This window comes from Clostridium beijerinckii HUN142 (genome assembly GCF_000621745.1).
Classification (GTDB): domain Bacteria; phylum Bacillota; class Clostridia; order Clostridiales; family Clostridiaceae; genus Clostridium; species Clostridium beijerinckii_A.
The window spans coordinates 1-24,265 of record NZ_JHXK01000036.1 but is presented as its reverse complement, the minus strand read 5'-3'; the positions used below and the strand labels follow the sequence as shown (position 1 = coordinate 24,265).

The 24,265-nt window shown below is 29.8% G+C and carries 23 protein-coding genes and 1 rRNA gene; 10 read left to right on the top strand and 14 right to left on the bottom strand.

The genetic code is table 11. The features are described 5' to 3' along the window. The first annotated feature begins 6 nt into the window (after positions 1-6). A complete protein-coding gene (locus T483_RS0116080; protein ID WP_026887770.1) occupies positions 7-1,164 on the top strand; it encodes an aminotransferase class V-fold PLP-dependent enzyme in 1,158 nt (385 codons plus the stop codon). A 166-nt stretch (positions 1,165-1,330) separates the two neighbouring features. Then, entirely contained in the window at positions 1,331-1,918 is a 588-nt protein-coding gene (gene yyaC / locus T483_RS0116075) for a spore protease YyaC (protein ID WP_026887769.1), read from the top strand. Positions 1,919-2,263: 345 nt separating this feature from the next. Here the strand turns inward: yyaC and T483_RS0116070 are convergent, their stop codons facing one another. The 14 genes from T483_RS0116070 to rpmH form a co-directional block, all read right to left on the bottom strand. Then, positions 2,264-2,464: a transposase gene (locus T483_RS0116070; protein ID WP_026887768.1), complete on the bottom strand. Its 201-nt coding sequence runs from the start codon at positions 2,462-2,464 to the stop codon at positions 2,264-2,266. A gap of 1,382 nt (positions 2,465-3,846) precedes the next feature. Then, positions 3,847-4,029, bottom strand: a complete 183-nt coding sequence (locus T483_RS31105; protein ID WP_026887767.1) for a hypothetical protein — start codon at positions 4,027-4,029, stop codon at positions 3,847-3,849. 422 nt (positions 4,030-4,451) lie between these two features. Further along, positions 4,452-4,952: a DUF4446 family protein gene (locus tag T483_RS0116055; protein ID WP_431603156.1), complete on the bottom strand. Its 501-nt coding sequence runs from the start codon at positions 4,950-4,952 to the stop codon at positions 4,452-4,454. 45 nt (positions 4,953-4,997) lie between these two features. Continuing rightward, entirely contained in the window at positions 4,998-5,858 is an 861-nt protein-coding gene (locus T483_RS0116050; RefSeq protein ID WP_026887765.1) for a ParB/RepB/Spo0J family partition protein, read from the bottom strand. 8 nt (positions 5,859-5,866) lie between these two features. Continuing rightward, positions 5,867-6,628 carry a ParA family protein gene (locus T483_RS0116045; protein ID WP_026887764.1) on the bottom strand — a complete coding sequence of 254 codons (762 nt, stop codon included), beginning with the start codon at positions 6,626-6,628 and terminating at the stop codon, positions 5,867-5,869. A 270-nt stretch (positions 6,629-6,898) separates the two neighbouring features. Beyond that, positions 6,899-7,681 (bottom strand): nucleoid occlusion protein, encoded by a 783-nt coding sequence (gene noc / locus T483_RS0116040; RefSeq protein ID WP_026887763.1) that lies wholly within the window; start codon positions 7,679-7,681, stop codon positions 6,899-6,901. A 138-nt stretch (positions 7,682-7,819) separates the two neighbouring features. Then, on the bottom strand, positions 7,820-8,539 hold the full coding sequence (gene rsmG, locus T483_RS0116035) for a 16S rRNA (guanine(527)-N(7))-methyltransferase RsmG (RefSeq protein WP_026887762.1): 720 nt from the start codon (positions 8,537-8,539) through the stop codon (positions 7,820-7,822). Between the two features lie 23 nt (positions 8,540-8,562). Then, entirely contained in the window at positions 8,563-10,443 is a 1,881-nt protein-coding gene (gene mnmG / locus T483_RS0116030) for a tRNA uridine-5-carboxymethylaminomethyl(34) synthesis enzyme MnmG (protein ID WP_026887761.1), read from the bottom strand. Positions 10,444-10,452: 9 nt separating this feature from the next. Then, positions 10,453-11,838 carry a tRNA uridine-5-carboxymethylaminomethyl(34) synthesis GTPase MnmE gene (mnmE, locus tag T483_RS0116025; protein ID WP_026887760.1) on the bottom strand — a complete coding sequence of 462 codons (1,386 nt, stop codon included), beginning with the start codon at positions 11,836-11,838 and terminating at the stop codon, positions 10,453-10,455. A gap of 176 nt (positions 11,839-12,014) precedes the next feature. After that, the gene (jag, locus tag T483_RS0116020) at positions 12,015-12,647 is read right to left on the bottom strand and encodes an RNA-binding cell elongation regulator Jag/EloR (RefSeq protein ID WP_026887759.1); all 633 of its coding nucleotides are present in this window, start codon (positions 12,645-12,647) and stop codon (positions 12,015-12,017) included. A gap of 45 nt (positions 12,648-12,692) precedes the next feature. After that, positions 12,693-13,457, bottom strand: coding sequence for a membrane protein insertase YidC (locus tag T483_RS0116015; protein WP_026887758.1), 765 nt, complete (start codon positions 13,455-13,457; stop codon positions 12,693-12,695). Positions 13,458-13,480: 23 nt separating this feature from the next. Next, positions 13,481-13,690, bottom strand: a complete 210-nt coding sequence (gene yidD / locus T483_RS0116010) for a membrane protein insertion efficiency factor YidD (RefSeq protein ID WP_026887757.1) — start codon at positions 13,688-13,690, stop codon at positions 13,481-13,483. Continuing rightward, positions 13,662-14,039 carry a ribonuclease P protein component gene (gene rnpA, locus T483_RS0116005; RefSeq protein WP_026887756.1) on the bottom strand — a complete coding sequence of 126 codons (378 nt, stop codon included), beginning with the start codon at positions 14,037-14,039 and terminating at the stop codon, positions 13,662-13,664. Before rnpA ends, yidD begins: the two co-directional genes overlap by 29 nt. A 59-nt stretch (positions 14,040-14,098) precedes the next feature. After that, positions 14,099-14,233 (bottom strand): 50S ribosomal protein L34, encoded by a 135-nt coding sequence (gene rpmH / locus T483_RS0116000; RefSeq protein ID WP_008419045.1) that lies wholly within the window; start codon positions 14,231-14,233, stop codon positions 14,099-14,101. A 498-nt stretch (positions 14,234-14,731) separates the two neighbouring features. On the opposite strand from rpmH, the gene dnaA reads away from it, so the two are divergent. The 8 genes from dnaA to T483_RS0115960 all read left to right on the top strand — a co-directional run. After that, on the top strand, positions 14,732-16,081 hold the full coding sequence (dnaA, locus tag T483_RS0115995; protein ID WP_026887755.1) for a chromosomal replication initiator protein DnaA: 1,350 nt from the start codon (positions 14,732-14,734) through the stop codon (positions 16,079-16,081). A 261-nt stretch (positions 16,082-16,342) separates the two neighbouring features. Further along, entirely contained in the window at positions 16,343-17,443 is a 1,101-nt protein-coding gene (gene dnaN / locus T483_RS0115990) for a DNA polymerase III subunit beta (protein ID WP_026887754.1), read from the top strand. 36 nt (positions 17,444-17,479) lie between these two features. After that, entirely contained in the window at positions 17,480-17,686 is a 207-nt protein-coding gene (gene yaaA / locus T483_RS0115985) for a S4 domain-containing protein YaaA (protein WP_026887753.1), read from the top strand. Positions 17,687-17,734: 48 nt separating this feature from the next. Further along, positions 17,735-18,838 (top strand): DNA replication/repair protein RecF, encoded by a 1,104-nt coding sequence (recF, locus tag T483_RS0115980; RefSeq protein ID WP_026887752.1) that lies wholly within the window; start codon positions 17,735-17,737, stop codon positions 18,836-18,838. After that, positions 18,838-19,098 carry an extracellular matrix regulator RemB gene (remB, locus tag T483_RS0115975; protein WP_026887751.1) on the top strand — a complete coding sequence of 87 codons (261 nt, stop codon included), beginning with the start codon at positions 18,838-18,840 and terminating at the stop codon, positions 19,096-19,098. Before recF ends, remB begins: the two co-directional genes overlap by 1 nt. A gap of 54 nt (positions 19,099-19,152) precedes the next feature. Beyond that, positions 19,153-21,060 (top strand): DNA topoisomerase (ATP-hydrolyzing) subunit B, encoded by a 1,908-nt coding sequence (gene gyrB, locus T483_RS0115970; protein WP_026887750.1) that lies wholly within the window; start codon positions 19,153-19,155, stop codon positions 21,058-21,060. A gap of 23 nt (positions 21,061-21,083) precedes the next feature. Next, positions 21,084-23,564, top strand: coding sequence for a DNA gyrase subunit A (gene gyrA, locus T483_RS0115965; protein WP_026887749.1), 2,481 nt, complete (start codon positions 21,084-21,086; stop codon positions 23,562-23,564). Between the two features lie 490 nt (positions 23,565-24,054). Beyond that, positions 24,055-24,265 (top strand): 16S ribosomal RNA (locus tag T483_RS0115960); the annotation flags it as partial.

Here is a 24,265-nt window from a genome sequence, read left to right as displayed (position 1 = left end):
CTTAATATGGAAGTTTACTTAGATAACTCATCAACAACTTTTCCTAAACCAAAGCAAGTTATTAATGCTATGTGTAACTATATGCTTAATATAGGCGGTAATGCTGGTCGGGGAAATTATAGCAACTCTATCCAAAGCAATAGATATCTCTATGATGCAAGAGAAGTGATTTGCAATTTTTTTGGCTATGATTCTCCAAGCAATGTTATTTTCACAAATAATGTTACTACATCTTTAAATGTATTAATTAAGGGAATTTTAAAGCCCGGAGATCATGTAATAACTTCTTCGATGGAGCACAATTCCGTTATTAGACCATTATTCTTTTGCAAGGAAAGTCTTAAAATTCACTTAGATATAATAAATGCAAATTCTGAAGGTTTTATCAAAGCCAGTGATTTAAAAGATAAAATTACTAGCAAAACAAAGTTAGTTGTAATGACTCAGGTATCTAATGTTACAGGTTCAGTTCAGGATTTATCAAGCATCGGTAAAATATGTGATGAAAACAACATTTTTTTCATTGTTGACTCTTCTCAGGGTGCTGGTGTTCTAGATATTAACATGAAAAATATCAGAGCTAATGCAATAGCTTTTACAGGTCATAAAAGCTTATTAGGTCCACAAGGAATTGGTGGTTTTATATTAGACTCTAAATTTAATGACTCTTGTTCAAGCTTAATACATGGTGGCACTGGAAGTCTTTCATATTCTTTATCGCAACCTGACTTTCTACCTGATAAATTTGAATCTGGAACTCATAATCTTCCAGGCATAGTTGGATTATCAGAAGCTATTAAATACATAAACTCAGTAGGATTAAATACAATTTATGAGCATAATAATTATTTAATGAATCATATGTTAGAAGGTTTATTAAATACTAAAGGAATGACTGTTTATGGTGACTTATCTGGTAAAATGTTAAGTTCATGTGTTTCTATAAATATTAATTCCTTAGATCCTTCTGAATTAGGATATTATCTGGAATGTGAAGGGATTAAGACTAGATCTGGTTTGCATTGTGCTCCATTAGCGCACAAGACTATAGGTACCTATCCAACTGGAACCGTTAGGTTAAGTATTAGTTATTTTACAACTAAAGAGGAAGTTGATTATACTCTTATGGTTCTTAATAAAATATCCAAAAGTATATATCAATAAATATTATTAGTGTTCTTTATAATAATCTTAATATATATACTTCCTGTAATGTTTTACTTATTACATAAGATTATTAATTTTAGTGTATATTCATTTATTATTATTTGCAAACACTGAATAAAACCTTTTTTTATTGGGAATAAATCTAGTAAAAGGAGGTTTTATTATGTGTCAAGCTTTTTCTGTAAACGCATCTTCATTAGCTTCTTATACCAAAATTAAGAATTATTTATTGACTGAATTACAACCTATAATTAATGAAGAGAGACCAATTATTTTTATCTGTATTGGAAGTGATAGATCTACCGGTGATTCATTAGGTCCATTAGTTGGGCATAAATTAAGATATTTTTCTAAAAATAATATACATATCTTTGGAACTCTCGAAGATCCAATACATGCAAAAAATATAATTAGTAAATTAAATGAAATAAGTTTTAACTTTAAGAATCCATATATCATAGCCATCGATTCTTGTTTGGGATCTATAAATAATATAGGTAAGATTTTTATACAGAAAAAACCTCTCTTTCCCGGTTTGGCTCTAAATAAGAAACTTCCTGCCGTCGGTGAAATGAGTATAACTGGCATCGTAAATGTATCTGGAGGCTTTGATTTCCTAGTTTTACAAAATACCAGATTATATACTGTTATGAATCTCGCAGATTCAATTTCCAGAGGCATTTACTATTTTATCTTAAAAAGCTTAGATAAGCCTAGTACTTCTGTAAATATTCAATCTAATTACTTTTAATTCTTCTCCTCTTTAAATAATTCACTCCTATAATCCCCTGTTCATTTTAAATTTATATAATATATCCGTATAATACAATTGATGCTTTATTTTTTAATAGAGATTGTTTCACGTGAAACAATCCTATTTTCTTTCATTAATAAATACCTTTATAAAGTATTTTGGTATAGAATCATTCTATCCCCCCTAATTTTTCTTTGCATTCATGTAAAAACCTTTATTGCATTTTTACATAGATAACTTACTAATATCTTATGAGAATTAAAGTACTTTTCATTATTTCTATTAAAACTTTTTACCATGTTTCTTTTAATATGAATATAGGATATACTAAACTTGCTTCCGTCATTTTGTTATTTTATCATTTTCACCTTTGGTTACCAATGAATGTACATGTGGATTCCATTTTAAATCTATGCCAAAAGTATGAATTAATATAATTACTCTCACTTCATAATTAGAGTCCTTCTTTTTATTATACAAATCCTTAATCACATGATTTACTCTACCTTGTAGTTCATTTAACAATTCTCTCTCTTGGATCAAGAATAGTCTCTTAGCTACTCTACAAGCATAAACACACTGTCGTTAGCGTATCTTTCCTTTATTCTTAAGCTCATTTCATGGTATATAGCCTATCAAATCTATTATAAAATTTACTTTTATATATAAATAGACTCCTTGCACCTTCTCATATATTTTACAATCGTATTCTAAAATCCATGCTTAATATCACTGCTGCACCTTAATCCTTACTTGCCGCTTCATCAATATGCTTTCTCATATCTTTTAGTGACTTATACAAATACTTATCCTTGAAATCATTATAATTATCCTTTAATGTATCTTTTAACACTGTTTTCCCCTTAATTCATAATACCTATATTTTACTAGTTATCTACAGGATGTCTAACCACATAATCTTCTAGAGAATACTCGGGTAGAAGGAAAATAATTATTTTGTTTTCAGACATCTCACACCACCGTGCGTACCCTGTGGTCTAGTCATTATATATTGTTCAGTATTTTTCTAAATAAAAAGACCTAAAGATAATGCCATTTATAAGTTAAATACATTATACTTAGGTCTCTATAGAATGTAATGTATCATTTAATATTTGTGCAGTAGACTAGTAAATTCTAAGTATTTATTATTTATATATTTACCCAAAATCGGACTGCTGGAGTTCTCAAGTAGCCTTTTCTTGTATTTGCATATTACCAAACTTTATATTTGTTGATTTCTTGTTAAAATAGATTTCTTGTTTTGTTATAGTCTTCTTTTAATCTATTCTTTAAATAACTCTATATTCTTTTATTAATCCTTATTTCTACTCAACTTTTCAAAAAGTAGAATAAAAAACCTAGAAACTTTCGTTTAAATATTAAATCTACTGCTCTTTTAACTTTTTACATATAATCCGAAAAATTTGTTAACACGTCTTCAAGTTCCTTATCTATTTCATCTAAACAATGGACTTAGCATTCCTCCTTTTAGAGTTCCTTCTTCACTTGATTCTGTCAACCATTGATTAATATCGCTTTTCAAGTGGCCGTCTACTCAGTATCAGTAATCTTTTATCCTTAAATCTCTTTTCAAATTTGCTCATAAAAGTACCCTGATTAACTTTATCAAAGAACTTTTCTAAATCCATACCTATAGCCTATCTGTTTCCTTCGTTTATATATTGCTTTGATTTTGCTATAACATCTTTTGCTCATCTCCGATGTCGAACTCCAACGCCATTATTGGAGAACAATGGTCCATAGATTCGTTAAAGCTCTTGAGCAATTGCTTGTTGAATCAATCTATCTTGTACAGTCGGTATTTCTAAAAGTCTAACTTAGCCATTGGGTTTGTATATTTCTTTTCTTCTTACACGTAACGGATTATATTAACTTTCTAATAATCTAGCATTAATGGTCTCTCAGTGTTTCTTGATATGCTCACTAAGTTCATCGGTCTTCATTACATCAACGCCGATACTACCTCTATTGCTAATTACTGTTTTAAGTTCCAGGAACATATTATTTCTTTCAAGAAATTCTTCAAGTAATTTACAAGTATCAAATGCATCATCATTTACGCTTTCTCTGTTTGGCAAAACCATAGAATTGCTATGACTTCTGCTAGTTCAGCTATATATCACCATATAGGTTGTATCTTAGAGGCTTAATTCTTTGGATAATTGTCTATCAGACTTCCTCTGGTAAGAACATGCACTTTCACCTCATTCATCTTCCGCATTTATTCTTTCTGTTTTGGATAGTTATTTGGCTTTACTCAGTGTTGCAAGTTTACCTATAGAATTAAGCTTCAAATGCGATTCATGTACCTCATGCCAAGGCCTTGTCGTCGACTTCCTTCAGAGTCGATCTCGCAATGGACATCCTTATTTCAAGCTAATTGTTGTCACTATCACAACCGTCATTACGGACTTTCATCGATTAGCGCGTGGCCATGCTGGATACACCCACATAAAAGAGAGCACCAAAAACTATTTGGTGCTCTGAGTAAGTAAAATAAAAATTATTATTTATTATCCTTATTTGATGCTTCATTCAAAACATATAATTCTTCCTCTGAAAGATCATATCTTGATATTCCTTTATCAATTGGTTTTGCATAAGTTGTACTTTCCTGTCTTCCATATATACCAGTTAAGATAACTCCATCATTTCTATCATCTAGCATTGCAATTGAAAAACTTAAGTCACTCCCAACATTCTCAAATGCCTTATATCTCATAATTGCTACTTTTTGAATACAATCTTTCATCTTGACTTCTAACTTCTTGCATTCTTCTAGTGCCTTATCAGACCTTTCCTTAGCATCTTCAATGCTGTCCAATCTTTCCAGTAGCATTTCTTCTAGATTATTATTGGTAGTACCTTTCATTAATTTTCTATATCTACTTTCTACTTTTCCAACTGCTTTAAATAAGACTACCACCATTATAAATAATAATATAATTATTATTATCATTCCAATTAATAAATATGGTATTACATCATTCATTGCACCAATTAGCATATCCAATTTTCTGTCATTCCTTTCATAATTGTTTCACGTGAAACATTACATATTAATAATGTCTAGTATTCTTTGAAGATCTTCTTCTGAATAATACTCGATTTCTATTTTCCCTTTATTTTTCTTATTTAAAATATTAACTTTTGTTCCAAAATAGTTCTGAAGCTGATTCTTAACTTCTTTATAATACGGATTCACTTCACCTATATTTTCATTATTTTTTTCTCTCTCAGTATCATCATTGATTTTCTTTATTAATCTTTCTAATTCCCTTACAGATAACTTTTCGTCGATTACTTGTTGAGCCATTTCATACTGCTTTTGTTTATTGCTTATTGAAAGAAGCACTCTTCCATGTCCTTCTGTAATAATACTCTCAATTATGTATTGTTGAACACGTTCATCAAGATTTGTCAATCTCATTGTATTAGTAATAGCTACTCTTGATTTTCCTATTCTTTTACTCAATTCTTCTTGTGTAATTTTAAAATCATTTAATAATTTTCTATATGCTAAAGCTTCTTCTATTGGATTTAAGTCTTGTCGTTGAATATTCTCTATTAATGAAATTTCTAATATATCTTTATCACTTAATTCCATTATTATTGCTGGTACTTCTTTTAGTCCAACCATCTTAGCTGCTCTCCATCTCCGTTCCCCTGCAACTATAATGTATTTATCCTTCGTAAGCTCTCGTAAAATTAAAGGTTGAATAACACCATGAGTTTTAATTGATTCTGCTAATTCAGCTATTTTTTCTGAGTCAAATAACTTTCTTGGTTGGTCTTCATCGCTTTTAATTTTGTTTATAGAAATAAGAAAACTACTGTTTTCCTGTGTATTATTATCTGATTCTTCCGGTATAAGCGCGCTTAATCCCTTTCCTAAAGTGAATTTCTTTGCCATTCTATCACCTACTGTCTCTCTAAAAACTCTTTAGTTAACTTTACATACGCTTCAGCGCCCTTGCATTTTTCATCATATAGCATTATAGGAAGTCCAAAGCTTGGTGCCTCTGCGAGTCTTACATTTCTCGAAATTGTTGTTTGATATACCTTATCCTTAAAATATTTTTTTACTTCCTTCAAAACCTCATTACTAAGATTTGTCCTATAATCAAACATTGTCATTACTACACCTTCAATTTCTAATCTTCTATTAAGCGACTTTTTTACTAATTGTATAGTATTGATCAATTGACTAACTCCCTCCAATGCATAGAATTCACATTGTATCGGTATTAGTACTGAATCTGCGCATGTTAATGCATTTATTGTTAATACTCCTAAAGATGGTGGACAATCTATAAATACATAGTCATATTCTGATTCAACTTCCTTTAATTTATTTTTCATTATATTTTCTCTATCACTTCTATTTATAAGTTCTACCTCTGCTCCAGCAAGTTCCATCGTTGATGGTGATATGTAAAGATTCTGGACTAAATCGCTTCTTAATATAGATTCTTTCATAGTTGAATCAGAAATTAACACATCGTAAATAGATAAATCCAAATTACTTTTATCCAATCCTAATCCACTTGTAGTATTTCCTTGAGGATCTATATCTATAGTTAACACCCTATAACCTTCCATTGCCAAGTACGCACATAAATTTATATTAGTAGTTGTTTTTCCAACGCCACCTTTTTGATTAAAAATACAAATTACTTTCATAGTACAGCCCTAAAAGAGCGTCCCCCCTTTCCATATTAATATTATATATACTTTTCTATTATAATAAAAGAATTATGTTCTAAAAAACAATAACTCTTAATAAAATTATCTTATATTATGAACTATTCTTCATTAATTATTAATTATCTATACACGGACATATAATTAATAATCCTATATCCTAATCTTTATAATTATAGCATTAATATATAATTAAAGTTAAGGTAATAATTAATAAAACCTTAACTCTCCAATTATTTATCTTATTTTTTATTTTTTTGTTTTTGGTATTTTTACTACCACTTCTATAAAATCATCATCATCTTTATATGCATATTCAGCTGGAATATCAAATTTCTGCAAAACTTGTTTTATAGTATTAACGTATAGTTTAGCAGGTAATACACCTCTTATATTTTTTTTATTCGTATTTTTTAACTCTTCTCCGGCTAATTTAAGTAATTCTTTATTAATCAATTCTTCTGTTCTTTTAACATTTAATCCATCTTTTATTACCTTTTGAACAATCTTCAACTGCAATTCTTCAGTAGGAACTGTTAGCAATGCTCTTGCATGTCTTTCAGTTAACTTATTCTTTAAACATAATTCTCTGACTTCGCTACTTAACTTTAGCAACCTTAATTTATTAGCAATTGTTGATTGCTTCTTCCCCATCTTTCTTGCTAATTCATCTTGTGTAAAATTATGATCACTTATTAAATTATAGTACGCTTCTGCTTCTTCTATGTAATTTAAATCCTCTCTCTGAAGATTTTCGAGTAAAGCTATCTGAGCAGATTCAGAATCTGTTATATCTATAATATTGCAGGGAATCATCTCTAGATCAGCTAACTTAGCTGCTCTAAGTCTTCTCTCACCTGCTACTAATTCAAAAACCTCACCACGTTTTCTTACAGTAATCGGTTGAATTATTCCATGTTCCCTAATTGATTGTGATAATTCTTCTATAGCCTCTTCATTAAAATATTTACGAGGTTGATAAATATTTGGAATGACTTTATTTATGCTTATCTTTACTATTTCATTATTCATGTTCCCAACCCATCCCTTATTAAAATACTATATACATATTTTACCTTAATATCCTATTTTATCTATCTTGTTACTACCTTAATATTTTATCATATATCTACTTAAATAATCAAATTTCGATTGTTTTATATACTTTCTTTATTTAATTGGATTCTTACTTATTAATCCTGCTTTTCTTGGATATGCCTTAGGGCATTTAGCTATCTTTTTTACAACAACTAAATTATGTTTTAATTCCGTATCTTCAATACTAATCTCACAAATTTCTAACAATTCTCCTCCGAGAATCTTTACAGCATTTGTACTCTCTACGATTTCTTGATCAACCGATGGACCTTTTAATGCAATAAAGTTTCCTCCAACTTTTACATATGGCAAGCATAATTCAGATAGCACACTCATATTTGCAACGGCTCTAGATGTCGCAATATCAAACTTTTCCCTTAGATTAATATCTTTTGCTCCATCTTCTGCTCTAGAATGTATTGTTGCTACATTAGATGTTCCAATCCTATTGATAACAGTATTTAAAAAATTCACTCTTTTATTCAATGAATCTAATAGTGTAACATTCAAATCAGCTCTCATTATTGCAATCGGTAAACCTGGAAAACCTGCTCCTGTACCAACATCTATTAAATTGCTAGCACTTTTAAATTCATCTCGTTTAAATGCTTTTATTGAATCAATAAAGTGCTTTTTGATTATTCCTTCATCATCAACTATAGCTGTCAAATTAATCTTTTCATTCCATTCTTGAAGAAGCTTCATATAATCAATAAATTTTTCATACTGTTCTTTTGATAATTGTAAACCAACATCCTCTGCTGATCTAGACATTAAATCATAAAAATCCATAATTCCTCCACTAATAATTAAAATTATTTATTATAATGATGTTCAAGATAAATAAGTATTACCGAAATATCTGCTGGAGATACTCCAGAAATACGTGTTGCTTGCCCCATACTTATTGGTTTAATGTTACTTAGCTTTTGTATTGCTTCAGTCCTTAGCCCTTTAATATCACTATAATCGATGTCCTTCGGTAACAATTTCTTCTCAAATTTCTTAAATTGAGCGACTTGCTCAAGCTGACTTTGAATATATCCTTCATATTTTGTTAATATATTAATTTGCTCTCCAACGTCATAAGGCAATTCAGGTCTATCCGGATCTAGTTGCTTCAGATCGAAATAGTCTAACTCAGGCCTTTGTAGTAGTTCATAGAAAGTAATTGGTTTTCTTAATTCAGCTGAATTTAACGATATTAAAAATTCATTTATTTCCTTTTTATTGGTTACCTTCAAATTCTTTAGTCGTTCTAATTCATTTTCAATATTTTGTTTTCTCTTTAAAAACTTACTATATCTTTCCTCTGTAACTAATCCAACGCTATGTCCTATATCTGTTAATCTAAAATCTGCATTATCCTGCCTCAATAATAATCTATATTCTGCTCTAGAAGTCATCATCCTATAAGGTTCATTAGTACCTTTCGTAACTAAATCATCTATAAGAACTCCTATATAAGCATCAGATCTAGTTAATATTAATGGATCTTGTTTTTTAATTTTTAATGCTGCATTTATACCCGCAATTAGTCCTTGCGCTCCAGCCTCTTCATATCCTGAACTTCCATTAAGTTGACCTGCACCATATAATCCTTCAATATCCTTAAACTCTAATGTTGGCTTTAATTGAGTTGGATCAATTGAATCATACTCAATTGCATATGCAGTTCTCATCATTTCAACATCTTCAAGCCCTGGTAGGGTCTTAAGCATTTTAATTTGCACCTCTTCAGGCAATGATGATGAAAATCCACCTACATACATTTCCAGTGTGTCAAGACCCTCAGGCTCAATAAATATCTGGTGCTGTGGTTTATCTGGAAATCTCATTATTTTGTCTTCTATAGATGGACAATATCTAGGACCAACACCTTTTATACTTCCATTGTAAATTGGAGATCTTTCTATGTTATCTCTAATTATTTTACGTGTTTCATCATTTGTATAAGTTAAATAGCAAGATACTTGTTCCTTTTGGATATTTTCACTCATAAATGAAAAGGGTACTATACTATCATCGCCATTTTGTTCTATCATCTTAGAAAAATCCACAGATCGTCTATTTATCCTAGCTGGAGTGCCAGTTTTGAATCTCCTCAAAGAAACTCCTAAATCCAATAATGATTGCGATAAATCATCTGCTGGAAATAAACCATTAGGACCACCACTATATGATACTTCACCAATTATAATTTTTCCTTTCAAATATGTACCAGTTGCAAGTATTACCGCCTTACATTTAAAGATTGCTCCATTTTTAGTAACTACACCTGTTACTTTTCCATTTTCAACATTAAGTTCGGTTACTTCAATTTGTCTTATTTTAAGATTCTCTTGTTCCTCTAAAACTCTCTTCATTCTAAATTGATAGCTCTTTTTATCTGCTTGAGCTCTCAACGAGTGAACAGCTGGTCCTTTTGAAGTATTCAACATTCTTGACTGAATAAATGTATTATCGATATTAATTCCCATTTCTCCACCAAGTGCATCAATTTCTCTAACCAAATGGCCTTTTGCAGTACCACCTATATTAGGATTACAAGGCATCAATGCTATTGAATCTAAATTTATTGTACATACTAATGTATTAAGCCCTAATCTTGCTGATGCTAATGCAGCTTCACATCCCGCATGACCTGCACCAACAACAATTATATCAAATTGACCACCATCATAATTTACTGCCATTACTTTTACCTACTTTCCTACACAAAATTCACTAAAAATTTTGTTTAATAAATCTTCTTCTAGCTCATCGCCTGTTATTTCTCCTAAAGCTTTCATAGCTGCTGTTATATAAATTGATATTAAATCAAGATATTCATTAGCATTAATTTTTTCTAAAGCTATTTTACAATTTTCCAATGACTTATATAATGCTTGCTTATGCCGTGCATTAGAAATTATTAAACTTTCAGAACTTATCTCTCCATTAAAGAATAACCTTTTAACTTCACCCTTTAAAATATCTATTCCTTCTCCAGTTTTAGCTGATATATTTATTATATTATTTAGACTTCTAAGCACTTCCTTTTGAATTTTCATATCGTCTAAATCCATCTTATTTAGTAGTACTATATATTTCCTATCCTTTATTTTATTAATTATTCTACTGTCTTCTTGATCTATATATCTAGATGCATCAAGCATGAGTATTATTAAGTCTGCTTCTTCAATTTTCTCTTTTGATTTTTCTACGCCTATTTTTTCTACTACATCCTCTGTATCTCTTATCCCCGCTGTATCAGTTACTTTAACTGGTATTCCGTCAAGGTTTATGTACTCTTCAATTATATCTCTAGTCGTCCCTGGAACATCTGTTACTATAGCTCTATTTTCTCTTAATAACGCATTAAGTAATGAGGACTTTCCTACATTTGGTTTTCCCACAATAACTATATTGAGTCCATCCCTTACAATCTTTCCCTGATCAGCATTGGATAATAAGTTTTGAATTCTTGAGTTAGTCTTACCTATACCTTCTTTAATCTGGAGAATTAAGTTGTCATCAACGATATCCTCATCATCTTCTGTAAAATCAACCGCATATTCAATCAAAGCTAAAACGTTTAGTAAATACTTTCTTAATTCGTTTATTTCTTTAGATAAAGCTCCTTTGCTCTGAAGCATAGCAGCCTTCATTGATAACTCTGTTTTAGCAGTTATTATATCCATAACTGCTTCAGCCTGACTCAAATCTATTCTTCTATTTAAAAATGCTCTTTTAGTAAATTCTCCAGGTTCTGCGAGTCTTGCACCGGCTTTAATAACTTGATCCAATACACTGTTAGTAGATACAACTCCTCCATGACAATTTATTTCTACAACATTTTCCCCCGTATAGCTCCTTGGAGCCTTCATATAACTTAAAATAACTTCATCAATTATATCTTTATTCTCTAAATCCATAACATTTCCATATTTCATAGTGTATGTTTTCATATTTTCAATATCATAGTTATTTCTAGGAACAAATATCTTGCTAGCAATTTTTAAAGCATTTTCCCCTGAAATCCTTATTATTGCAACGCCACCTTCTCCAATAGGGGTAGCAATCGCACAAATAGTATCAAATTCTTTCATTTAATTTCCTCCTCTTATTTAAAGAAGATTATTTTTTAACCTAAAATTCCTTTTTAACTATTATCAATTTTACATAACAAAATTTAAATAGTCAAAGTTATATTAGCTAAAACTTCTCTTTTTTAGTCATAAATTTTATTTATAAACTTAAAAAGAAAGCCACTATGGCTTTCTTTTTAAGTTAAATCTTTCTTTAATTCAACAACTACCCTTCTGAACGGCTCCTCACCTTCACTATATGTATTAACAAAGGTATCTTCCTGAAGCGCAGAATGTATAATCCTTCTCTCATAGGGATTCATTGGTTCTAGTTTAAATGCTTTTTTTGTTTTCTTAACTCTATTAGCTGTTTTAATTGCAACACCCTTAAGAGTTTCCTCTCTTTTGCTTCTATAATCTTCGGTATCTAGTATAACCTTTTTATGAGGAAGTTCATGTACCTTATTAACTATAAGTGAAACTAAATATTGAATAGAATCTAAGGTTTCTCCCCTATAACCAATTATTACTCCCATTTTTTCCCCTGATAAATTGATTATAATAACATCATCTTCCTCTTTAATATCAATCCTTGCTTCAACTTCCATGCACTTAAGTATATGAACTATAAAGTTTCGTGCTTCTTCAATATAATTATATTTTCTAGAAACTTTAATTCTAGCTGGTTTAACTCCTATAACATTAAATAAGCCTTTTGAACCATGGTACAAAATTTCAATATCAACCATATCTTTATCTGCACCCAATTCAATTAACGCTTTATTTAAGGCATCTTCAACAGTTTTCCCTTCCACTTCTACTGATTTCATCTGTTAATTCACCACCTCTAATATCAAAGCAAAATCACTTTTTAATTATTTCTTTCTTCTTTTTTTACTTGCTGAATTTTTAGGTTCTTCCACTGACATAACAAATTTATCTGATTCTATCACAGCATCTTTTTGACTCTTATCATTGATCTCTCTCATTGCTGGTCTATAATTTAAGAAATATGTTTGTATAGTTTGAATTAAATTACCAATTATCCAGTAAAGTACAAGTATTGATTTGAAATTCAATGACATAACACCCATCATTCCAGCCATAACTAGGTTCATACTTCCCATATTCATTCCACCAGGTTGTGATGGAGTTGATTTAGACATTAAATAAGATGGTATATATGTTGACAATGCAGCTAATACTGGTAATATATAATATTTATCTGGTGCAAATAAATCATGAATCCATAGAAATGACGCACCCTCTATCCCTTGTATTCCCATAAACACCCAATAAAGAGCCATTAATATAGGTAGGGGTAATAATGATGGAAGGCATCCGCCAGCCACGCTAACATTATTGTCCTTATATAGTTTCATAGTTTCAGTATTCAATTTTTGTGGATCATCTTTGTATTTAGCCTGAAGCTTTTTCACTTCTGGCTGAATTTTCTGCATTCCTTGTGATGACTTTGCTGCCTTAATGTTAAATGGTAATATTAAAATTCTTATAATTAATGTAAAAATAAATATTGCCAAAACATAAGATAGTCCAACATCTGATATTCCCATACTAACTATAAAATCATGCAGGGAGTCAAATATGCCTTTCATAAAATTAACTATTGATTGAAACATTAAAATATATACCTCCTAATATTTCACCTAACTGGATCATGCCCACACTTACCAAAAGGATTACATCTTAATATTCTGTAAACTGCTAATGCACAACCTTTAAAAGCTCCATATTTATTTATGGCATCTAATGCATATTGTGAACAAGTCGGCACAAATCTGCAGCATGAAGGCCTTATAGGTGAAATATATTTTCTATAAAATTTAATTAGGCGTATTAGTAATTTCTTCATTCTTATATAAGCCTGCCTTTTTAATTAAATTTTTCATAGCTTTTTCTACTTCAAAGTAACTTCTACTTTTAATAGGATTTCTTGCTATAAAAACAAAATCATATCCATTTACTATATAATTATAATTTAATCTAAAGCTTTCAGTTATTAATCTTTTAGATCTACTTCTAACAACACTATTTCCAACTTTTTTACTTACAGAAATGCCTATCTTATTATAGGCCATAAGATTTTTATCTTTATTTTTTCTATTCTTTAATATATACATAACCAGAAGCTCATTTGCAAATGATTTACCTCTTCTATATACAATTGTAAATTCAAAATTCTTCTTTAATCTATAAATCATAGATATTTTTATACTCCTTTTTTCCCTGCATTTGCAGAAAAAAGGCCACTAATGGGCCCTTAAGCTGTTAATTTTTTTCTTCCTTTTTGTCTTCTGCTCTTAAGAATGTTTCTTCCTGATTGAGTGCTCATTCTTTTTCTAAAACCATGTTCTTTTTTTCTTTGTCTCTTTTTAGGTTGGTAAGTCATAAACATACATATGCACCCCCTTAAATTTATTATTTATAGTAAAAACTATACTTCGCTATTTAAATTTTACTTTATTATTATATAGATATACTATTTTTCTGTCAAGGTGGTAATAATTGTTGATAAATATATTTATATATATTTTTTTGTGGATAACTTATTGAATATGAGCAATTACTTATGTTATCATAAATATTATGTTGTGAATAACTTATTAGCATAAAAACTTATCCACATGTGTGGATAAAATTGTGCATAACTTGTTTATTTTTATTGTTAGTACATGCTTCATAGTTGATTTTACTATGATAATCGCATGTTTATAACATTTAATAATAATCTGTTATTAAGTTTATATTAAATTAATATATACACATAGTTATTAACATGTTGATATATTTATATACATACTTGGCTATAATATATGAATGTTAACATCCTTGTTGATAAACTGTACATAAATATTATAAAAATTTTTTTATTACAATTATTGGAGGAATAAGAATGGATGCCGATCTTAAAAATTTATGGGATAAAACCTTAGATATTATAAAAAGTGAGCTAAGTGAAGTTAGTTTTAATACTTGGATTAAAAGCTGCGAACCTCTGTCTATTTCTTCTAATACTCTAAAGATAAGCGTTCCAAATTCCTTTACTCAAGATATTTTAGATAAACGATATAAGGACTTAGTTGCAAACTCCATAAAAGCAGTCTGTTCAAAATTATATACAATTGAATTTATTATAATGTCTGAAAGCTATGACAAAGAAGAAAATAAGAGTACTTCAAATCAGAAAACAAAAGCTATCGTAGTTAATGATGAAATGTCATCTACATTAAATCCAAAATATACTTTTAATTCTTTTGTAATCGGTAATAGTAATAGATTTGCCCATGCTGCATCTTTAGCAGTTGCGGAGTCCCCAGCCAAAGCATATAATCCGTTATTTATATACGGTGGAGTTGGACTTGGAAAGACTCACCTAATGCATGCGATAGGTCACTATATCTTAGATGGGAATCCCAATGCTAAAGTGGTCTACGTCTCATCTGAAAAATTTACTAATGAATTAATAAATGCTATAAAAGATGATAAGAATGAAGAATTCAGAAATAAATATAGGAATGTTGATATCTTACTTATAGATGATATACAATTTATAGCCGGAAAAGAGCGTACTCAAGAAGAATTCTTTCATACCTTTAATGCATTGCATGACGCAAATAAACAAATCATATTATCTTCAGATAGGCCACCAAAGGAAATTCCAACATTAGAAGATAGACTTCGCTCTAGATTTGAATGGGGATTAATAGCAGATATTCAGGTCCCTGATTTTGAAACTAGAATGGCTATACTAAAAAAGAAAGCTGATGTTGAAAATCTAAATGTAGCAAATGAAGTTATGGGATATATTGCTACTAAGATTAAATCCAATATAAGAGAACTTGAAGGTGCATTGATAAGAATAATTGCCTACTCTTCATTAACGAATAGGGAAGTTACAGTAGATCTAGCAACGGAAGCATTAAAAGATATAATATCTAAAAAGCAAGGAAAGCATGTGACTATTGACTTAATACAAGATGTAGTTTCTAGTTACTTTAATTTGCGTGTTGAAGATTTAAAATCTCAAAGGCGAACTAGAAATGTTGCTTATCCAAGGCAAATAGCAATGTATTTAAGTAGAAAGCTAACAGATATGTCTTTACCTAAGATTGGAGAGGAATTTGGAGGAAGAGACCATACCACAGTAATACATGCTTATGAGAAAATATCTGAAAATCTCAAAACTGATGATTCATTACAAAATACTGTTAACGACATTACAAAAAAATTAACTCAGAACTAATCCACAGGACTGTCTAATAAGTACATAATAAATTGTGGATAATATTTTTTTAGTTATATTATGTTTACACTTGTGGATAACCAGTCTGTTTTGTTACTGATTTATCCACAATATTTTTGAATTAAATTTTGTTGATATTACAGCGATTAGGATAGTTATCAACAAATCAACAGCCCCTACTACTATTATTACTATAAAAATATTTATCTAACTACTAATTGTCATCTTTAATTATTGTGAATAAAATAAGGAGGATTCTTAATGATCTTTACATGTGAAAAACAAAAAATATTAGAAGGTATATCAATAGTTCAAAAAGCTATAACAGGTAAATCAACAATGCCCATATTAGAAGGCATTTATATAAACGCAAATAACTCAACATTAACTCTTATAGGTTCAGATATGGACGTTAGTATTCAAACATTAGTAGATGCAACTGTTATGGAAGAAGGAAATATAGTTATTGATGCTAAAATGTTTGGAGAAATAATAAGAAAATTACCTAATTCAACTATAAAGATAGAAACTATGGAAAACCAGTTAATAAAAATAACTTGTGAAAAATCCATATTTGATGTAGTTTATATGAACACACATGAATTTCCAGATTTACCTGAAATTAATGAGAGTTTAAAAATATCAGTAAATCAAAATATACTAAAGAATATGATAAAAGGTACGTCTTTTGCTATTGCTCAAGATGAAACAAGGCCAATTCTTCAGGGAATATTATTTGAAGTGAAAAATAAAAATTTAAATTTAGTTGCTCTAGATGGATATAGACTAGCTATAAAGAATGAATTTTTAGATACAGATATCAATATAGAAGTTGTAATTCCGGGAAAAACATTAAATGAAGTGTCAAAAATATTAGAGGATATAGATGAAATTGTAGATATAACATTTACTAATAACCATATATTATTTAATTTAAAAAGAACTAAAATAATATCTAGATTATTGGAAGGTAAGTTTATAAATTATAAATCGTTATTACCACAAGAACATAAACTATTTGTAAATGTTAATAGACAAGAACTACAAAATGCTATAGAAAGAGCATCTCTGATGGCTAAGGATGGAAATACTAATTTAATAAGACTAGATTTGCGTCAGGACAATTTAATAATAACCTCTAATTCTCAATTGGGAAAGGTACGGGAAGAAATTTCTATAAAATTGCAAGGAGATGAAATAGAAATTGCATTTAACTCAAAATATTTGCTAGATGTTTTGAAGAATATGGAAGACAATGAAGTTGTTATGAAAATGACATCTGGTATAAGTCCATGTGTTATTGAAGAAAACAACAATCAAAATGCTAAATACTTGGTTTTACCAGTTAGATTAATGAGATAGGAGGATAAATATTATTTTAATATTTATAAAATAAAAATGAATAAAATAAAAATTGATACTGAAACTATAAAATTAGATGCTTTTTTAAAGTGGGCTTCAATTGCTAGCTCAGGTTCAGAAGCTAAGATTTATGTACAAGATGGAATGGTAAAAGTTAATGGAGAAGTTTGCACTCAAAGAGGTAAGAAATTAAAAGTTGGAGATAGAGTGAATTTCAATGGTTCAGATTTTGAAATAATATAGAGATAGTTATTTGATTATTTATGATATAATCATTATAGGTGTATTTTTATGTATGTTAAAAATATAAGTTTGCTTAATTATAGGAATTATAAAAAGTTAAATGTAGAATTAACTGAAAGTGTTAATGTGTTTGTGGGGGATAATGCTCAAGGTAAAACAAATATTTTAGAATCAGTATATTATTGTGCTTTTGCAAAATCTCACAGATCATCAAAAGATAAAGAATTGATAAATTGGGAAAATAGCACAGCTTACATAAGCTTGCTTATAGGAAAAAATAGGTTAGATAAAAAGATTGATATAAATATACTCAGAGATGGTAAGAAGGCTATAAAAGTAAATAATATAAAAGTGACTAAAATAGGTGAACTATTTGGAATTTTTAATGTAGTGATGTTTTCTCCGGAAGATTTAAAAGTTATAAAAGAATCACCAAGTTTAAGAAGAAGACTATTAGATATGGAATTATCTCAGGTAAATCCTAATTATTACTTTAATTTAGTACAGTACAATAAGGTTTTAAGCGAAAGAAACATTTTATTAAAGAATAGGTCATTTAGCGAAGAAATTTTAGAGGTATATGATATACAATTGAGCAAATATGCTGATTATATTATTTCAAAGCGGTTAGAATATATAGATAAGATAAATTTTTACGGTGATGTAATCCATAAGGAAATAACATCTGGAAAAGAAGTGATAAAGTTTAAGTACAATTGTACTGTTAATTTAGAAAATAAAAACTTTAAAGATAATTATTTAAGAAAGTTGAAGGATAATATTACCAGAGATAGAGAAAAGGGATTGACTTCTATAGGACCGCACAGAGATGACTTTAGCGTATTTATAAATAATATTGATACTAAGATTTTCGGATCCCAGGGACAGCAAAGAACATCTATTTTAACTATGAAATTTGCATCTTTAAAAATAATTAGAGAGATTACAGGCGAATATCCAGTATTATTGTTAGATGATGTTCTATCAGAACTTGATCTCAATAGGAAAAGATATATATTAAGATCGATAAAGGATATGCAAACTATAATAACATGTGCTGGAATTGATGATTTAACGGATTATTTAGATGATAAAGTCAAGATATTTAACGTATCAAACGGACAAATTTTAAATCAAGGGAGGAATATATAATGTTTTTGCATTTAGGTGAAAATGTAGTAGTTCCTATTAAAGACATTATTGGGATATTTGATCTTCAAAACACGATGTATAGCTCTGATACAATACAATTTTTAAGGCTAGCAGAAGAAGACGGATTTGTAGAAAGAATAACAGATGAAAAACCAAAATCGTTTATAATAGCAGAAGTAGATAATAAAAGTAAAATATATTTATCACCAATATCATCAACTACATTAACAAAAAGAACAGATATAGAGTATAGTTCTTAGTTCCATAAAATTAAAAATTTTAATAATATTTATTAAGTTTAGGAGGAGTCTGATTTGGAACAAAACAATAGAAAATATGATGAAAATCAGATACAAGTTCTTGAGGGATTAGAAGCAGTAAGAAAAAGGCCAGGAATGTATATTGGAAGTACTAGTTCGAGAGGTCTTCATCATTTAGTATATGAGGTTGTAGATAACAGCATTGATGAGGCATTAGCAGGCTATTGTAGTAAAATAGAAGTATACATTAACGAGGATAATTCGATTACAGTAAATGATGATGGTAGAGGTATGCCTGTTGGAATACATCCTAAGATGGGAAAATCCACTGTTGAAGTTATAATGACTATATTACATGCAGGTGGTAAATTTGGAGGAGGGGGGTATAAGGTTTCAGGTGGATTACACGGAGTTGGTGCATCTGTAGTTAATGCTCTTTCAGAAGAATGTACTGTCACAGTTAAAAGGGATGGACATATATGGGAACAGAAGTATAGTAAAGGGAAGGTTCTCAATGAGCTTTCTAAAATAGGGGATAGTGACCAGACTGGAACACAGACATATTTTAAGCCAGATACAGAAATATTTGATGAAATAGTATTTGATTTTGAAGTTTTATCTCAAAGACTAAGAGAGTTAGCTTTCTTAAACAAAGGAATATATATAAAGTTAGTAGATAAAAGAGATGAAAAGGAAGAAGTTTTCCATTATGAGGGAGGAATTAAATCATTTGTTAGCTATTTAAATAGAAACAAAGTCTCGCTTCATGAAGAACCAATATATATCGAAGGCGTGAAAGATAATATATCGGTGGAAGTAGCTATTCAATATAATGATGGTTACACTGAAAATATATTTTCCTTTGCAAATAATATTGATACAGTTGAAGGTGGAACCCATTTAGTTGGATTTAAAACTGCATTAACCAGAGTATTTAATGATTATGCAAAGAAATTTGGACATATAAAAGAAAATGACAAGAATTTTACTGGTGATGACATAAGAGAAGGACTTACTGGAGTAATATCTATAAAGATTGAGGAACCTCAGTTTGAGGGGCAAACAAAGACTAAGTTGGGAAATAGTGAAGTAAGAGGAATTGTAGATTCTATTGTTGGCGAGAATATAGGAATGTTTCTTGAAGAAAATCCTAACATAGGTAAAATGATTGTTGATAAAGCGCTAATGGCTGCTAGAGCTAGAGATGCAGCTAGAAAAGCAAGAGAATTAACACGAAAATCAGTCTTGGAAAGATCTACATTGCCCGGGAAATTAGCAGATTGTTCATCTAAGGACCCGAGGGAATGTGAAATTTATATAGTCGAAGGAGATTCGGCAGGTGGATCTGCAAAGCAAGGAAGAAATAGAAAATTCCAAGCTATTTTACCTTTAAGAGGTAAAATATTAAATGTTGAAAAACAAAGACTAGATAGAATATTAAATGCAGATACTATTAGATCAATGATTACTGCATTTGGAGCAGGCATAGGGAATGATTTTGATGTTGAAAAGATTAGATATAATAGAATTATAATTATGACAGATGCCGATGTTGATGGTGCTCATATTAGAACACTATTGCTAACATTTTTTTACAGATATATGAGGAATTTAATAGATGATGGGCATGTATACATAGCACAACCACCATTATATAAAGTTAGTAAGAGTAAAAAAGATTATTATGCATATAGTGATAATGAATTAGAAAGTGTTTTATCAGAGTTAGGTGGAAAAGATAATTCTACTGATATTCAAAGATATAAGGGTCTTGGAGAAATGAATGCGTCTCAATTATGGGATACAACTATGGATCCGGAAAAGAGAATTTTATTAAAAGTAAACATAGATGATGCTATGGCAGCCGATGAAATTTTTACAATACTGATGGGTGAAAAAGTTGAACCAAGAAAAGAATTTATACAACAAAATGCTAGAAATGTTGTTAATTTAGATATTTAGTACTGAAATACGAGGTGAAGTACATGGATTTTAATGAAGGAAAAGTTATACCTGTAGATATTAAAAATGAAATGAAAAAATGCTATATAGATTATGCAATGAGTGTTATAGTTGGTCGTGCATTGCCAGATGTAAGAGACGGATTAAAGCCTGTTCATAGAAGGATATTATATTCGTTGCAGGAATTGGGATTAACTCCTGAAAAGGGATATAGAAAGTGTGCAAGAATAGTTGGAGATGTTTTAGGTAAATATCATCCACATGGTGATAGTTCAGTTTATGATGCATTAGTTAGAATGGCTCAAGATTTTTCAATGAGATATATGCTAGTTGATGGACATGGAAATTTTGGATCAGTTGATGGTGACAGTGCAGCTGCTATGAGATATACAGAAGCAAAAATGAATAAAATAGCAGTTGAAATGTTAAGAGATATTAATAAGAACACAGTTAATTTTATGCCTAACTTTGATGGTGAAGAGCAAGAGCCAGTAGTATTACCATCAAGATTTCCAAATCTCTTGGTAAATGGTTCGTCAGGAATTGCAGTTGGTATGGCAACTAATATTCCACCACACAATTTGGCTGAAATAATTGATGGGACTGTTATGCTTATAGATAATCCTGAGAGTACAGTTTTGGAACTTATGACCAAGATTACAGGACCAGATTTTCCTACAGGGGCTACCATTATGGGTAAAGCAGGAATTAGGGCTGCATATGAAACTGGTAAGGGAAAGATAATAGTAAGAGCTAACACTGATATAGAAGAAGAGAATGGAAGGCATTCAATAATTGTTACTGAGATACCATATCAAGTAAACAAGGCAAAACTTGTAGAAAATATTGCTGATCTAGTAAAAGATAAAAAGATTACTGGAATTTCTGATTTGAGAGACGAATCAGACAGAGATGGTATGAGAATTGTAATTGAGCTTAAAAGAGATGCTAACCCAAGTATAGTATTGAATTTATTATACAAGCATACAAAGCTTCAAGATACATTTGGCATTATTATGTTGGCATTAGTCAATAATGAGCCGAAGGTTTTAAATTTAAAGCAAATACTAGAAAATTATGTAGAATTTCAAAAAGAAGTTATAACAAGAAGAACTGTATTTGATTTAAACAAGGCAGAGGCCAGAGCGCATATCTTAGAAGGTTTAAAAATAGCATTAGATAACATAGATGAAGTAATAAGTATAATAAGAAATTCTAATACTACTGAGATTGCAAAAAATACCCTAATGGAAAGATTTGAGTTTTCTGAGAAGCAATCTCAAGCTATATTAGAGATGAGATTAAGAAGATTAACTGGATTAGAAAGAGGTAAAATCGAGGAAGAGTATAACGAACTAATGAAACAAATAGAATATTTAAAATCTATTTTAGCTAGCGAAGAAAAGCTGTTAGATGTTATTAAACAGGAACTAATAGAAATAAAGAATAGATACTCAGATGAGAGAAAAAGTAAAATTGAAAAAATAGTAAATGAAATAGATATAGAGGATTTGATTCAAGAAGAAGATGTTGTTATAACATTAACACATTCCGGATATATAAAAAGAATTTCAGCTGACACTTATTCTTCACAAAGAAGAGGTGGAAAAGGAATTCAAGCAATGTCAACTAAAGAAGATGATTTTGTTGAACACTTGATGATAACATCAACACATTCTGATGTATTATTCTTTACCAATAAAGGAAGAGTGTATAAATTAAGAGCTTATGAAGTTCCTGATGCTGGAAGACAAGCAAAAGGTACGAACTTAATAAATCTTATAGCAATAGAACCTGATGAAAAAATTCAAACAGTACTTACTGTAACAGATGAGAAAAGAGAAGGATTTTTGTTTATGGGAACTAAGCAAGGAATAGTAAAGAAGACTCCGTTAAGCGAGTTTAAAAATTTAAGAAAGAACGGTTTAATTGCAATAAGCTTAAAAGATGGTGATGAATTATTAAAAGTAAAGAATACTTATGGCGATGCTAACATTATGGTTGTAACTCAAAATGGTTACGCTGTTAAATTTAATGAAAGAGATGTTAGATCTATGGGAAGAACTGCATCAGGTGTTAAAGCTATTAATTTAAAAGAAGATGATGTAGCAGTGTGTATGGATATTGCTGTTGATGGAGAAGAGTTATTAGTAATAAGTGAAAATGGATACGGAAAGAGAACGCCTATTACTGAATATAAGCTTCAAAATAGGGGCGGAGTAGGGCTAATAACTTATAAAATTAGTGAGAAGACTGGGAAGCTTGCTGGAGCTACAATTTGTAAGGTAGATGATGAATTAATGCTTATAAATTCTAGTGGAGTAGCTATTAGAATTAATGTAGCAGATATTTCTGTAACAAGTAGATCTGCAATGGGTGTAACATTAATGAGAACTAATGAAGATGAGAAGGTTGTTGCAATAGCTAAAATATTAAGCAATGATGATCAAGAAAATGAGTCAAGTGATGAAATTGATTCTGAAGTAAATAATATAGAAGAATAATATTAAACTTAGAAAAATTTATAAATTTATAAATTTATAAATAAGGCATAACTATTTAATATAGATTATAGCCTTATTTTTTTCTATAAGTATTAGTATATGCAAAATATCATGGTAATACGTACCAGGCGTGTCATAATGAGATATGTTAAGCATTATATAGATATTTTAATTAGCATAAATATAAATCAAAATAATGGATATATGTTACATAAATATTAGTGAATTATATGATAATATAAAAAACGTCGTTAAGAGACATAGATAACTTAAAATAAGCTAACAAATTTAAGAAAATTTGATAAATAAAAAAGTTATTGACAATATTTAAATTAGGTGATAAACTTAAAAAGTCGCTTGAGGGTGACGAGAAAAAATAAAACGCAACAATATGTTGTGAGAAAAATTGGTCTTTGAAAATTGAACAGAATAACATAAATACATTTAAGTAAACCAGCAATTTTTATTTGAGTAAGCTAAGATTAAACTTTTAATTGAGAGTTTGATCCTGGCTCAGGACGAACGCTGGCGGCGTGCTTAACACATGCAAGTCGAGCGATGAAGTTCCTTCGGGAACGGATTAGCGGCGGACGGGTGAGTAACACGTGGGTAACCTGCCTCATAGAGGGGAATAGCCTTTCGAAAGGAAGATTAATACCGCATAAGATTGTAGTGCCGCATGGCATAGCAATTAAAGGAGT